Source organism: Frigoribacterium sp. CFBP 8759 (assembly GCF_014841655.1).
Classification (GTDB): Bacteria; Actinomycetota; Actinomycetes; order Actinomycetales; family Microbacteriaceae; genus Frigoribacterium.
The window spans coordinates 373,837-386,944 of sequence record NZ_JACYUH010000002.1; the positions used below are offsets into that span (position 1 = coordinate 373,837).

Annotated in this window: 15 protein-coding genes and 1 pseudogene; 9 read left to right on the top strand and 7 right to left on the bottom strand. The window is 68.9% G+C overall.

Annotation, left to right across the window (positions count from 1 at the left end; translation table 11 throughout):
• Positions 1-23 precede the first annotated feature (23 nt).
• From IFT79_RS07035 to IFT79_RS07055, 5 genes are all read left to right on the top strand, one after another.
• On the top strand, positions 24-1,628 hold the full coding sequence (locus IFT79_RS07035) for an SDR family oxidoreductase (RefSeq protein ID WP_192123412.1): 1,605 nt from the start codon (positions 24-26) through the stop codon (positions 1,626-1,628).
• Positions 1,625-1,831, top strand: a complete 207-nt coding sequence (locus IFT79_RS07040; protein WP_159826405.1) for a hypothetical protein — start codon at positions 1,625-1,627, stop codon at positions 1,829-1,831. The genes IFT79_RS07035 and IFT79_RS07040 overlap by 4 nt, the downstream gene beginning before the upstream one ends.
• 92 nt (positions 1,832-1,923) lie before the next feature.
• Positions 1,924-2,508, top strand: coding sequence for a GDSL-type esterase/lipase family protein (locus IFT79_RS07045; protein ID WP_056045795.1), 585 nt, complete (start codon positions 1,924-1,926; stop codon positions 2,506-2,508).
• A 3-nt stretch (positions 2,509-2,511) separates the two neighbouring features.
• Positions 2,512-2,883 carry a DUF6804 family protein gene (locus tag IFT79_RS07050; RefSeq protein WP_192123414.1) on the top strand — a complete coding sequence of 124 codons (372 nt, stop codon included), beginning with the start codon at positions 2,512-2,514 and terminating at the stop codon, positions 2,881-2,883.
• A 127-nt stretch (positions 2,884-3,010) separates the two neighbouring features.
• On the top strand, positions 3,011-4,666 hold the full coding sequence (locus IFT79_RS07055) for a stealth family protein (RefSeq protein WP_249407914.1): 1,656 nt from the start codon (positions 3,011-3,013) through the stop codon (positions 4,664-4,666).
• Between the two features lie 129 nt (positions 4,667-4,795).
• Here IFT79_RS07055 and IFT79_RS07060 read toward each other — a convergent pair whose 3' ends face one another.
• A complete protein-coding gene (locus tag IFT79_RS07060; protein WP_192123417.1) occupies positions 4,796-5,272 on the bottom strand; it encodes an NUDIX hydrolase in 477 nt (158 codons plus the stop codon).
• A 38-nt stretch (positions 5,273-5,310) separates the two neighbouring features.
• Between IFT79_RS07060 and IFT79_RS07065 the strand changes: the two genes are divergently transcribed.
• On the top strand, positions 5,311-6,144 hold the full coding sequence (locus IFT79_RS07065; protein ID WP_192123419.1) for an oxygenase MpaB family protein: 834 nt from the start codon (positions 5,311-5,313) through the stop codon (positions 6,142-6,144).
• Between the two features lie 365 nt (positions 6,145-6,509).
• On the opposite strand, the gene IFT79_RS07070 is transcribed toward IFT79_RS07065, so the two are convergent.
• From IFT79_RS07070 to rplU, 4 genes are all read right to left on the bottom strand, one after another.
• Entirely contained in the window at positions 6,510-7,478 is a 969-nt protein-coding gene (locus IFT79_RS07070) for a phosphodiesterase (protein WP_192123421.1), read from the bottom strand.
• Between the two features lie 231 nt (positions 7,479-7,709).
• A complete protein-coding gene (locus tag IFT79_RS07075; RefSeq protein WP_192123423.1) occupies positions 7,710-8,885 on the bottom strand; it encodes an alcohol dehydrogenase catalytic domain-containing protein in 1,176 nt (391 codons plus the stop codon).
• Positions 8,886-9,009: 124 nt separating this feature from the next.
• Positions 9,010-9,276, bottom strand: a complete 267-nt coding sequence (gene rpmA, locus IFT79_RS07080; protein ID WP_043596143.1) for a 50S ribosomal protein L27 — start codon at positions 9,274-9,276, stop codon at positions 9,010-9,012.
• Between the two features lie 14 nt (positions 9,277-9,290).
• On the bottom strand, positions 9,291-9,602 hold the full coding sequence (rplU, locus tag IFT79_RS07085) for a 50S ribosomal protein L21 (protein ID WP_054144935.1): 312 nt from the start codon (positions 9,600-9,602) through the stop codon (positions 9,291-9,293).
• An 88-nt stretch (positions 9,603-9,690) separates the two neighbouring features.
• Here rplU and IFT79_RS07090 point away from each other — a divergent pair, with 88 nt between their 5' ends.
• Positions 9,691-10,332, top strand: a complete 642-nt coding sequence (locus IFT79_RS07090; RefSeq protein WP_056045774.1) for a hypothetical protein — start codon at positions 9,691-9,693, stop codon at positions 10,330-10,332.
• 22 nt (positions 10,333-10,354) lie between these two features.
• Here IFT79_RS07090 and IFT79_RS07095 read toward each other — a convergent pair.
• A pseudogene (locus IFT79_RS07095) lies at positions 10,355-10,525 on the bottom strand (DUF779 domain-containing protein); the annotation flags it as partial.
• A gap of 210 nt (positions 10,526-10,735) precedes the next feature.
• Between IFT79_RS07095 and IFT79_RS07100 the strand changes: the two are divergent.
• Complete coding sequence (locus IFT79_RS07100; RefSeq protein WP_192123425.1) at positions 10,736-10,957, top strand: helix-turn-helix domain-containing protein; 222 nt, start codon at positions 10,736-10,738, stop codon at positions 10,955-10,957.
• A 531-nt stretch (positions 10,958-11,488) separates the two neighbouring features.
• On the top strand, positions 11,489-12,136 hold the full coding sequence (locus IFT79_RS07105) for a hypothetical protein (protein WP_192123427.1): 648 nt from the start codon (positions 11,489-11,491) through the stop codon (positions 12,134-12,136).
• Between the two features lie 3 nt (positions 12,137-12,139).
• Here IFT79_RS07105 and IFT79_RS07110 read toward each other — a convergent pair whose 3' ends face one another.
• The gene (locus IFT79_RS07110) at positions 12,140-13,075 is read right to left on the bottom strand and encodes a hypothetical protein (RefSeq protein WP_192123429.1); all 936 of its coding nucleotides are present in this window, start codon (positions 13,073-13,075) and stop codon (positions 12,140-12,142) included.
• Positions 13,076-13,108 lie beyond the last annotated feature (33 nt).

The following is a 13,108-nucleotide window of genomic DNA, read 5'->3' on the forward strand; positions in this document are numbered from 1 at the left end:
GGGGTCCAGCGTAGCTTGGGCCCATGTCAGCGAACACTCCCGACGCCGAGCCGTCGAGCGCCCCCGTCACGAGCGACACCGACCACGCCGTGGCCTCCCGCCGGGTGCTGGTGACCGGGGCGACCGGGTACATCGGCGGGCGGTTGACGCCGCGGCTCGTGGCCGCCGGGGCGGACGTGCGGGTGCTGGTGCGATCGCCCGAGAAGCTGCGGGACGTGCCCTGGTCCGGCGACGTCGAGGTCGTCCAGGGCGACCTGACCGACCCCGAGACGGTGCGTCCCGCCATGGAGGGCGTCGACGTCGTCTACTACCTCGCCCACGCGATGGGTGGCAAGGGCGACTTCGAGCGCGCGGAGGCCGATGCGGCGCACACCGTCGCCGACGCGGCGCGCGACGCGGGTGTCCGCCGGATCGTCTACCTCGGCGGACTGCACCCCGAGGGCGACCTGTCGAAGCACCTGCAGTCGCGCAAGGACGTCGGCGACGTCCTGCTGGCGAGCGGGGTCCCGACCGTCGCCCTGCAGGCCGGCGTCGTCATCGGGTCGGGCAGCGCCTCGTTCGAGATGGTGCGCCACCTGACGGACGTGCTGCCCTACATGCCGGCACCGAAGTGGGTCCGCAACTTCATCCAGCCGATCGCCGTCCGCGACGTGCTGCACTACCTGCTCGGGGCGGCCGACGTGCCCGACGACGTCAACCGCACCTTCGACATCGGCGGTCCCGACGTGCTCCGGTACGGGCAGATGATGAACGGGTACGCCCTCGAGGCCGGCCTCAAGCAGCGGCCGATCGCGTCCCTCCCCGTCTTCACCCCGTGGCTCGCCTCGCAGTGGGTCAACCTCGTCACCCCCGTGCCCCGCGCCCTCGCCGTGCCGATCATCGCGTCGCTGCAGTACGACTGCGTCGTGCGCGAGCACGACATCGACGCCGTCGTGCCCCCGCCCGCCGAGGGGCTGCTGCCCTACCGTCGCGCCGTCCGCCTCGCCCTGCAGCGTGAACAGGACGGCGACGTCGAGACCAGCTGGCAGGACTCGTCGGTCGCCGGCGCGCCGAGCGACCTGTTGCCGAGCGACCCCGACTGGTCCGGGCACATCGTCTACACCGACGACCGGCAGACCGACACCTCCGCTCCGGCCGCCGAGCTCTGGAAGGTGCTCGAGAGCATCGGCGGCGAGAACGGGTGGTACTCGTTCCCGCTGGCGTGGTCGGCCCGCGGCTGGATGGACCGACTAGTCGGGGGAGTGGGCCTCCGTCGCGGCCGCCGCAGTGCGACCACCCTGCGCGTCGGGGACGCCCTCGACTGGTGGCGGGTCGAGAAGCTCGATCGCGGCCACCTGCTGCGGCTCCGGGCCGAGATGAAGGTCCCCGGAGGCGCGTGGCTGGAACTCACGGTCGAGCCGCGTCCCGACGGCGGCTCGCACTACCGCCAACGCGCGGTGTTCTTCCCGCAGGGACTCGGCGGGCGCCTCTACTGGTTCGCGATCCTGCCGTTCCACGGCGTGATCTTCTCGGGCATGCTGCGGCGCATCACGGCGACGGCCGAGCGGGAGGCGGCCGCCCGGGCGACCGGCGAGCGGGCAGCCGGTGCCGCGGGCGGGGCCACGACCGACGCGACGGCCGTGGCGTGACCGACCCGCGCCTCCTCGTCCTGACGTCGTCGCCGGTGCCGCTGTACCCGGCGGGCGACGAGGCCATGTCGCCCGTGCCGTTGTGGCTCGGGGTGCTGTTCGGGGTGCTCGTCGTCGTGTCGTCGTTCGTGGTGCTGCTGCCGCGCGTCCGCCACGCGCTCGACCGCGTCTGGTCGAAGAGGCCGCGGCGCTTCCGTCAATGAGGTCGGGGCGGTGCGCACGCGCGCGCCGGTTCGCGGCTCCCAGCGGGTGATGGCACGATGGGGGCACTTCAGCAGACCACCAGGAGGTCGTGATGACACACCGAGAGACCGTCGCCTTCGTCGGCGACAGCTTGACCGAGAACGGCGACTGGGCGGCGTGGTTGCCCGACGAGCAGGTCGTCAACCTGGGCGTCGGGGGCGACACGGTCGCCGGCCTGACCGAACGGCTCCACGACGTCGTGGCCGCGAACCCCGACTCCGTCGTGCTCATGATCGGCACCAACGACTTCACCGCGCGACGCTCGGTCGAACAGGTGGTGCGCGGCATCGAGAACCTCATGGTGGCGATGCGTCGTGAACTGCCCGGCACGCGTCTGCTGTTGCAGTCGATCGCGCCGCGGGGGGCGGAGTTCGCACCCCGCCTCAAGGACGCCAACCGCCACCTCCGTCAGTTCTCCTCGACGGTCCGGGCGCAGTGGCTCGACCTCTGGCCCGCCCTCGCCGACGAATCCGGTGACGCGCTGCGACCCGAGTTCGCCGCCGACCACGTCCACCTCAGCGACGCCGGCTACCAGGCCTGGTTGGGCGAACTGCAGCCGGCCCTCGAGCGCCTGCGTGACGAGCCGCCGATGAGCCGTCCGATCAGCGTCCTCGACGTCGCCTACGACATCGAGTAGGCGGTGCCCACCCCCACCGCCCCCGCGTTCACGCGTCCGGCCCTGGCGCCCGGCCTGATCGCGGCCATCGCCCTGCTGGCCGGCACCGCGTTGCTCGGCTCGGACGTCTTCACCGTGTTCCGGTACGTGGTGTCGATCTTCGCCCTCATCGTCTTCGTCTTCGCCTACCGGGGGCGTGCCTGGTGGGCGCTGCCCCTGCTCGCCGCCGTGGCCGTCCTCTGGAACCCGGTGTTCGTGGTGCCCGTCCAGCCCGACCTCTGGCAAGGGTTGCAGTTCGTCGCCGCGGCGCTCATGATCGCCGTCGGGGTGCTCGTGAAGGTGCCGACCGCGGCCGCGACGACCACGGGGGCCGCCCCGGTCCGAGGCCGTCGCTGACCGTCGTGGGCAGCGGATCCGCCGAGGTGCCTCCGACCCCGTAAAATGCCGAGGGTGCGTCCGCCCGCCCGAGGCCCGCACGGAAGGTTGAGTCTGCATGGCCACGGAGATCCCCGGTACGTCAGAGATGGTCGGCACGTCCGAGAGCCCTCTCCTGACCCCTCGTCACCGAGCCGGTGGTCTCGACCGAGAGGACGTCGTCGTCCGCAAGGGCCAGTTCACGCTCCTCAACGGTCACCTCACGCCCCAACAGTCGATGATCGAGGACCTGCTCTACATCCGGCGGGTGCTCGACGCCGCCCAGGTACCCTTCCTGCTCGTGCGCGGAAACGACGTCCGCCCGGTGATCGCCGTCGACACCGTCCACCGTGACCGCTTCACCGCCGCCATGGTCGCGGCCTCGGCCACCGAGCCCTTCTACGCCAAGCCCCGCAAGGGTCAGGCGTCCCTCGTCGTCGAGGGCGGGCTCGAGCTCGAGACGGAGCGGGTCTTCCGTGTCTACCGGCCCCGCGTCGAACCCATCGGCCGCCTCCGCTACGGCGCGGGCACGGCCGTGCAGGTCGAGTTCTGGATCATCACCGACGACGAGATCCTCGCCCCGACCGAGAACGCGCTGATGCGCACCGAACTGCCCCGTGCCGAGGCCGTCGAACAGACCGTCGAGCGGTACGGCATCGAGTGGCCCACCCTCGAGCACATGTTCGACGACCACGCCACCGACATCACCTTCGACATCGACATCGTCTTCTCGTGGGTCGACGGCAACTCCATCGAGTACCAACGTGCCCGGGCCGCCCAGGCAAAACGTCACGTGGTCGGCGAGGGCGACGACTCGGCGGCCCGGTTCCGTCAGATCGACGAGCTCAAGTACGCCCTGCGGTCGGTCTACATGTTCGCCCCGTGGGTCCGGAACATCTACATCGCGACCGACTCGCCCGTGCCCGAGTGGTTGGGCGAGCACCCCCGCGTCCGCGTCGTGCGCAGCGAGGAGTTCTTCAGCGACCTCTCGATGCTCCCGACGCACAACTCGCAGGCCGTCGAGTCGCAGCTGCACCACATCGAGGGTCTCAGCGAGCACTTCCTGTACTCGAACGACGACATGTTCTTCGGGCGACCCGTCGCGCCGAGCATGTTCTTCTCTCCGGGCTCCGTCACCAAGTTCATCGAGGCCGACACCCGCATCGGGCTCGGGCACAACAACATCGACCGCAGCGGGTTCGAGAACGCCGCGCGGGTCAACCGCCGCCTGCTGCAGCAGCGCTTCGGCCGCGTCCTCACCCGCCACCTCGAGCACACGGCCGCGCCGCTGCGCCGCAGCGTCCTGTTCGAGATGGAGCACGAGTTCGCCGACGAGTTCGCCGCCACCGCCGGCAGCCCCTTCCGTGCGAAGGAGAACATCTCGGTCACGAACTCGCTCTACCACTACTACTCGCTGATGACGGGGCGGGCGATCGTGCAGGAGAACGCGAAGGTCAGCTACATCGACACCACGATGGTGTCGGGCCTGGCGTCGTTGTCCGAGGTGCTGAAGAAGCGCGCGTTCGACTTCTTCTGCCTCAACGACGGCAGCTTCCCCGAGGTCACCGACGACGAGCGGACCGCGACGGTCACGGACTTCCTCGAGCGGTACTACCCGTTCCCCGCACCGTGGGAGAAGGACGAGATGCGGCGCGTCGCCCTCGAGAACGCCGAGCAGGACAGGCGGGCACTCGGAGCCGAGGCGGCGCAGTCGGGCGAGGCGACCGGACCGTCGTCCCAGCGGGGGCTCGAAGGGTCGGACTGACGCCGGTCGTACCCGCGTCGCGAGTGTGACGGGCATCACCGGCCGCCGGCCGCCGGTCGCCGGTCACTGGCGCCGGGTGCCGACGCCGGTCACCGGCGCCGTGGCCGTCACCGTCGTCCGGACGGCCGCTCAGCTCGGCGAGGTGCCGAAGCGGGCGGGCTGTTCGCTCGAGAGTGCGGCGTCGAGACGAGAGAGCATGTCCGGGCCCATGGGCGGCAGGTCGTCCAGCCCGAACCACCGCGCCTCGGTGTTCTCGCCGTCCGCGGGGGAGGGCTCGCCCGAGACGTAGCGCATCACGAAGGTGTGGTCGAGGTACTGCGCGCGGTCGCCGTTCGGATAGACGACCTCGTCGGTCACTCCGATCGAGGCCAGCCGTTCGGGGACGACGTTCAGGTCGGCTTCCTCGAGGGTCTCGCGGACGGCGGCGTCGGCGGGGTGCTCGCCCGGGTCGACGATGCCCGTCACCGGCGTCCAGGCGCCGGTGTCGGCTCGGCGCACCAGCAACGTCTCGTCACCGCGCACCACGACCGCGGTGACGCCGGCGAGCCACAGCGGTGCCGTGCCGATCTTCTCGCGCAGGGACAGGACGAAGTCGGGGGTGGCCATGTCAGCACCCTACCGACGGCCCGCCGTAGGCTGACCGCATGCGACTGCCCTGGACCCTTCACGGCTCGGACGTGCGGCGCATCTCCGACATGGCGGGCGAGTCGTTGCTCCTGGCCGGTGGGGGCCGGGCGATCCTGCTGCAACTCGCGAACCCCGGGGTGGGGCACGGCGTCGCCGAGCACAGCGACTTCGTCGAGCGCCCGTTGTCGCGGCTGCACGGCACCATGACGTACCTCTACGCCATCGTCTTCGGCACCCCGTCCGAGGTGGCCCACGTCCGCCGGGTCGTCGGGCGGGCGCACCGTCCGGTGCACGACGGCGGGTCCTCGCCGGTGCGGTACGACGCGTTCGACCCTGGTCTGCAGCTCTGGGTCGCAGCCACGCTCTACGACTCGGCCGTGCAGCTGTTCGAGCGGGTCCACGGGCCGATCGACCCGGCCGACGCCGAGACCGTCTACCAGGACTACGCCCTCGTCGGCACGTCGCTGCAGATGCCGCGCGAGCTGTGGCCGGCCGATGCGGCGTCGTTCCGGCGCTACTGGGACGACGCCGTCGCGCGCCTCGTGGTGGACGACGTCACGCGTCGGGTCGCCCACGAGTTGTTGCACCCGACGACGGGGCCGTGGTGGCTGAGGGCGGTGATGCCGCTCGCCCGGCTCGTCACCGCGGGGTCGTTGCCGGGTCGAGTCCGTGACGACTTCGGCCTGCCCTGGTCGCCGGCCGCCCAGCGCCGCTACGACCGGGTGATGCGCGTCACGGCTGCGGTCGTCCCGCATCTGCCACCGCGCCTCCGTCACGTCCTCCGCGACGGGTACCTGCGTCGGTTGCGCGCGGCCATGGCCGCCGAGGCCCGCACCCCCGCCCACGGCTGACCCGGTCCGCCCGTCGCCGGCGTCCGGGTCGGCACCTCCCGCTTCCCGTCGCGGCGTCCTCGTCCCTTGTCGGCAATTCCTGACTCCCGTCACGGCGATCGCAGGCGGGGGCCTGTCGGCGTCGTTCGAGCGACGTGAAGCAGGAATTGCCGACTCGCGCGGGCCGTGTTCGGGGCGGTCGGTCGTCGTCGGCGTGGCTGCGTCGGGACGGGTGAGGTCGACGGCACCGAGTGGGTCGGCAACTCCTGCTCCGTGCTGCACGACGGGCAAGGGAAGGGGGCACCGGCGGTCGCGCGCAGCAGGAGGCAGGAGTTGCCGACGGTGCACGAGACCGGCTGCGGTGGTGCGAGGGCCCGCCCGCCCGGTCAGAGCGTGTCGATCGGCCCCGTCAGCGCGAGGTCACGCGGCACCACGGGCACCGGTGCCGTGTCCGTCGCGCGGTGGCGGGGGGCGGCGGGGGCGATGCGCACGCCAGCGACGGCGAGCCGCTCGGCCACCACGTCGGCCGGCACGTACTCGCCCACGGTCTCGTAGGTGCCGATCGGCACGACCGAGTGCACGACGGTGCCCTCGTAGACGTGCACCAGGTTGAACGCCTGGGCACCGTCGCGGCCGCGGGTTCCGCCGCCGGCGACGTTGAGGTCCTGCGTGTAGCAGGTGGCCGACGCGACCGAGACGGGGACGCCCGCGAAGGTGGCGTTGGTCGAGTAGTGCAGGTGCCCGGCGATGATGGAGCGGACGTCGCTGCCCTCGATCACCTCGGCGAGGGCCGCCTGGTCACGCAGCTCGACGAGGGCCGTCAGGTCTTGCACGCTCGGGACCGGCGGGTGGTGCATGGCGATGATGGTGCCGTCGGGGGCGTCGGTCGAGAGCTCTTCGGCGAGCCAGTCGAGCTGGTCGCCGGACAGACGGCCGAAGTGGTGGCCGGGCACGGTCGTGTCGAGGGTGATGAGGCGCAGGCCGTTGACGTCGTAGACGAGATCGACGGGTCGCTGCGACGGCAGCTGCCCGAAGAGCTCGGACCGGAACGCGCTGCGGTCGTCGTGGTTGCCCATGGCCCAGATCACCTGGGCGCCGAGTCGCTCGGCGACGGGCTCGATCAGGGCGCGGAGCTTGCGGTAGGCGTCCGGCTCGCCCTTGTCGGCGAGGTCGCCCGTGAAGACGATGGCCTCGGGCCGCCCGTCGGACGCCTCGATCTCGTCCATGATCTGACGGAGCCGGGCCTCGCTGTCGACGGCGCCGTAGAGGTCGCGGTCCCCGCCGACGAGGTGCGTGTCGCTGAGGTGCAGGATGAAGTGGTTCGGCCTGGGGTGTTCGGCCGTCCGGAGATCCATGGTTCTCTCAATCGATGTCGCCGACGTGGGCTCGGGACGAGACCCTCGTTGTTGATTCGTCACCAGTCCATCACCCGATTGCCATGAGTGGGGTGAACGTGCGCGCGCGTTTCGGTGAACGGTCGTCGAACAGGCCGCATTCCCGAGCGACGACGCTAGCCCGCCCCACGGGACGACGCGACCCCCAGGAGGCGGGGGTCGCGTCGTCGAGGTCTCTGACGTGTCGAGGCGTCAGGGCTTGAGGACGACCTTGATGCAGCCGTCCTCCTTGTTCTTGAAGACGTCGTACATGGCGGCGGCCTCGGAGAGCGGCACCGGGTGGGTGACGAGGTCCTCGGTGCCGAGCGGGTCGGTCGGGTCCTCGACGAGGGGCATCAGGGTGTCCATCCACTTCTGGACGTTGCACTGGCCCATCTTGATGGTGATCTGCTTGTCGAAGAGCGTGAGGAAGGGCGTGGGGTCGGCCGTGCCGCCGTAGACCCCGCTGAGCGAGACGGTGCCGCCACGGCGGACGATCTCGAAGGCGAGGTGCATGGCGCCGAGGCTGTCGATGCCTGCCTTCTGCATGACGGCCTGGCCGATCGCGTCGGGCAGGGCGGCGGCGAACTTCTGCACGAGGCCGATGCCGGCGTGCTCGTGTGCCTCCATGCCGACGGCGTCGACGACGGAGTCGGGTCCGCGGTCGTCGGTCATGCCCTTGACGACGTCGGCGACGTCCTTCGTCAGGTCGAGGACCTCGACGCCGTGGCGCTCGGCCATGGTGCGACGCTCGGGCACGGGGTCGATGCCGATGACGCGGTAGCCGCGGTACTTGCCGATGCGCGACGCGAACTGGCCGACCGGGCCGAGGCCCAGGACGACCAGGGTGCCGCCTTCGGGCACCTGGGCGTACTCGACGCCCTGCCAGGCGGTCGGCAGGATGTCGCTGAGGAAGAGATAGCGCTCGTCGGGCAGGTCGGCGCCGACCTTCACGAGGTTGGCGTCGGCACGCGCGATCCGCAGCTGCTCGGCCTGGCCACCGGGCACCTGGCCGTAGAGCTTGCTGAAGCCGTAGAGGGTGGCGCCCGAGTCGTACTCGGTGACCTGGGTGGTCTCGCACTGCGAGAAGAGCCCGCGGTCGCACATGAAGCAGTGGCCGCACGCGATGACGAAGGGGACGACGACGCGGTCGCCGACCTTGATGCGGCTGACCCCGGAACCGACCTGGGTGACGATGCCCATGGTCTCGTGGCCGAGCACGTCGCCCTTGTCGAGGAACGCGCCCAGGGCGTCGTACAGGTGCAGGTCGCTTCCGCAGATCGCGGCCGACGTGACCTTGATGACCGCGTCGCTCGGGTCGATGATCGTGGGATCGGGGACGTCCTCGACGGAGACGTTGGTGACGGACTGGTACGTGAGTGCCTTCATCGTTCCCGTCTACGCGTCCTCACCCCGTGCCGCCTGGACGAGGGGTACAGCGGGTACGGAAACGCCCCGGGGCGGCCGGGCCTGGGCCCGACCGCCCCGAGGCGGATGACGCGTGTGCTGTCGCCTAGGCGACGGCCGTCGCGGAGGCGACGATGTTGACGACCTTGCGGCCGCCCTTGTTGCCGAACTCGACCGAGCCGGGGGCGAGGGCGAAGAGGGTGTCGTCGCCGCCGCGGCCGACGTTGACGCCGGGGTGGAAGTGGGTGCCGCGCTGGCGGACGATGATCTCGCCGGCGAGGACGACCTGGCCGCCGAAGCGCTTCACGCCGAGGCGCTGTGCGTTCGAGTCACGACCGTTGCGGGTGGACGATGCGCCCTTTTTGTGTGCCATGTGGTGTCAGCCCCTTAGTTGGTGGTGATCGAGGTGATCTTGACGCGGGTCAGGTCGGCACGGAAGCCCATGCGACGCTTGTAGCCGGTCTTGTTCTTGTAGTTCTGGATGACGATCTTCGGGCCGCGCAGGTCGTTCAGGACCTCGCCCTCGACGGTGACCTTGGCCAGGTCGTCGCCCGACAGGATGGTGTCGCCGTCGACGTGCAGGACGGGGACGAACGAGACGGTGTCGGCGGTCGCGGCCTTGAGGCGGTCGACGGTCAGGATCGTGCCGACCTCGACCTTCTCCTGACGGCCACCGGCGCGCACGATTGCGAAAGCCATGGGAACTCCAAAAAAGTGGGGGATGTGACGCCCGGACTGCCGGACGACGTCGTGGTGCCACGAAGGCAACTTGGATAGTCTTTCACAAATGTCACGACCGATCAAACTTCGCCGCCCGCCGCAGTTCACGGCCGAGATCGTCGACGACGCCCGCCGGCGACTCCTCGACCTGCTGGACGACCTCGAGACGCTCACCACCGAGCACGCCGACGACATCGAGGTCTGGGGTTCGGCCGTGACGACCGCCGGCTGGGAGATCGCGAGCCTCGGCCAGTGGCTCGGCCTCGAGGGCGAGGCGGTGCTGCTGCTCGGCGGCGCGTCGTACCCCGAGATCGCCGAGCACCAGGGCACCAGCGCCTCGGCCGTGTACGCGCGCGTCGGCCGGTCGCTCACCCTCGCGCCCTACGCGCACGCCTCCGGTGCCGACGGTGCGACCACCCGGGTCTCGGCCGAGGGACTCGACCAGGCCCGGGCCGAGTACGACCAGGAGGCGCGGGCCGGCGACCCGACGGACGTCGCCCCCGCGACCGCGCCCGTCGGCGACTCCCTGGCCGACCGCGTGCCCGAGGTGCTGCGGAACGGCGCCCGGCGCACCACCGAGATCGTCGCCGCCCTGCCCGACTACCGCCGGAGCAGCGTGCTGTCGACGCTGAGCGTCCTCGCCCGACAGGGAGTGGTCGATCGGGTGGGGCACGGCGTCTACGCCCTGCCCCACCCGCCGACCGACTGAGTCCCCGGGCGGCGTCGGCCGATCAGGCCGGGGTGTCGCCCACCGCGTCGTCGAGTCCGAACGCCCGCAGCTCGTCGTCGTCCAGCAGTCGTGACCTGATCAGGAACCGCCGGCCTTCCGGGCTCTCGATCGAGAACCCGGCCCCGCGGCCCGGCACGACGTCGATCGTGAGGTGCGTGTACTTCCAGTACTCGACGCCAGCCGTTGGGGGTGATGGTGGGGGAGTGCTTGGCCCGCAACTACGGGGCTGAGTCATTATCAGGGGTTGGACGTGGTGGCCTTCCGCTGGAGTTCTTGCGGACTGGCTGCGGACCGAGGGAGAAGTTCCACGCAAGAGGTCGACCTGAAAGCCTGCTTTCGAGTCTGACCCATTCGGCGAACAAGCCTCGGACAGTCTTGTGTCATGGATGACGAAACGAACCGCCTTCTGGCAAAGAGGCTTCGAGCAGCACTGGACGAGCTAGGTATGACCATTAAGGCCACGGCACCGCAAGTTGGCATGTCGCCGCAGAGCCTTTACCGCAAACTCCACGGAGAACGCCCGGTCACTTGGACCGAGCTGGTCAGCCTCTCCGTGCTGGTGAACCGGCACCCAGGCTCGTTCTTGCGAGACCGGGATGCTTGACCCGGGCAAGGCTGATGATGGCCGCTGGGCATACTCAATCGCAGAATTCGCACGACTGGTAGGCCTGTCCGCGCAGACGATTCGCAACCTGGTGCAGCACGGCGACCTCACCGTCGTTTACCCGACTGTCAGCCATTCAAAAGCGTTAATCACGCGCGAAGAAGGTTTGCGCTGGTTGGCGTCTCTTTCCCAGGGGTAAGGCTCCGACAGCAAGCCCCGTTTACTCCGGGACGCTGCGGGTGCCTAGCCTGCCACCACATTGAAGGCAAATGACCCCCCCCAGACCCTCGTGCACCGGGGTCGGGCAGACCGCTCGCGCTCTGCCTCGATCACCATCGGCGAGGGTGGAGATCCCCAAAATTCTCCGTGTGTGATAACGGGCTTTACCCGGAGGGGCTACCTGCTTGCTTGCGTGGGGTCCCTCTCCCCGATGCGATCGAGCAGCCGGCCCCAGCAACCCCCGTTCGGGGCGTCGACACAATCTCACGTTCGTCATAGAGTCCGCCGAGACGTGGACACTTTGGGGGACGCATGACAGACAACGAACCGCACCTGACAGGCACTCTGAGGCCTTCCCAACGGCGGGCAAAGCGGCAGGTGCCAGCATCCATCCAGAACTTCTTGGATGACCCGCGCCGTCGTCTCATTGGCATCGTTGGCGCTGCTGCAATCGTCGGCGGACTCGCAGGCGCAGGGATCGCCGCTGCTGCCACCCCAGCGGCGACTGAAACGCAAGAGTACAAGCGCCTTGAGGCCCGATTGGCCGACACCGTTGAGGCAAAAGATCAGGACATCGACGAACAGCGTGAGCAAATCAGTGACCTGCGCGTCGAGAAAGGGAAGCTCGAGGCGGCGGCAAGCGACGTTGAGGATCAGCAAGTAGCTGCGGACGCTCGAGATGCCGAGCTGGCGGCCCGGGAGACAGCCGTGAGTGCCGCCGAGACGGCCAAGAAAGCGAGCGAATTCGGCAACGGTGTTCACATCGTCGGGACCAACGTGACCGCAGGAACCTATTCGATCGCGTCCAGCACGGACTGCTACTACGCCTGGATGAGCGGAACCGGTTCAGACGCAGACATCATTGACAACAATATTGTCAGTGGTCCAGCCACGGTCACGCTTCGCGACGGCGACGTGTTTGAAACTAGCCGATGCGGCACCTGGTCGAGAATCGGGTAGGGCTCAGGACTTCGGTATGAGCGAAATAAGGTCGTGTGCAGTGATCTGCAATGTGCCTTCCGGTGCCGTCGTTCGACTCTCCGGAGGCGCTCCGAGAACACGCCGTGCAAATTGTTCATAGATGGCGTCCTTCACCTCGCCAGACTCGACCGGCTCCATGAAGGCACCGAATGAGTTGAGCTGAACCGCGATGCTTTTTGCCCAGTTGCCCTGGTGCCTGTGTTGTCCCGCTAGCCGAATTGAATAAGTGGAAAACGCCGCGATCGCAAGAACCATGGCCGATCGAAGGATGAGGCTGCTGACCTTGAGATCGACATTTTCGGATTCCACGAAAAGCCACCAGGCGAGAACAGCGGTGCTTGCAAGGCCGGCGAAGGCGAGAAAGCGGAAAAGCCATGAAGCCGCATGTTCATGGCGCGCATAGGTCTGAAAGTAACTAGCGAGGCTAGCCTCACCCGCCGTCCCCGCCGCGCGCTTTGCGCTGTCCGCGCTCGCCTCGGCAGCCGTAGCCGCAAGCATCGCGGCCTGTCCATTTAGTTCAGCTGCCTGAAGTCGGACGGCAGACGATCGCAGCGATCCAGCAGTCCGAAGATAGTCAGTTGCAATTTCCTGCCACGTGTCGCTGACGCTCGGCTTCTCTAGAGGGGCAAGAACGGTAGTTCGCTTGAGGAAGGAAGCGAGTTCCTCTGCAAGGAGACCAGATGCGCGGAACAGATCCGATTCTTCTCGGGCGACAACGGCCGCGTCTAGTGCGCTATCCACTTTGTCGGAGTCGTAAGACGCCTGCAAGCTCATCAAGCCCCAGGCGTCGAGATCCCCAGCCACTCGCTGCCAGGCCACGAGCGAGTCGCGCAGAAGCAACTGCCCGTCAGTGAGAACTGGCTGTTGCTCGATAAAGGCCAAGGCATCGGAAATGCGGCCCAAAGTATCGCTTTGCACACCGAGAAGCTACAGGAATGGGCGGAAGTCGTG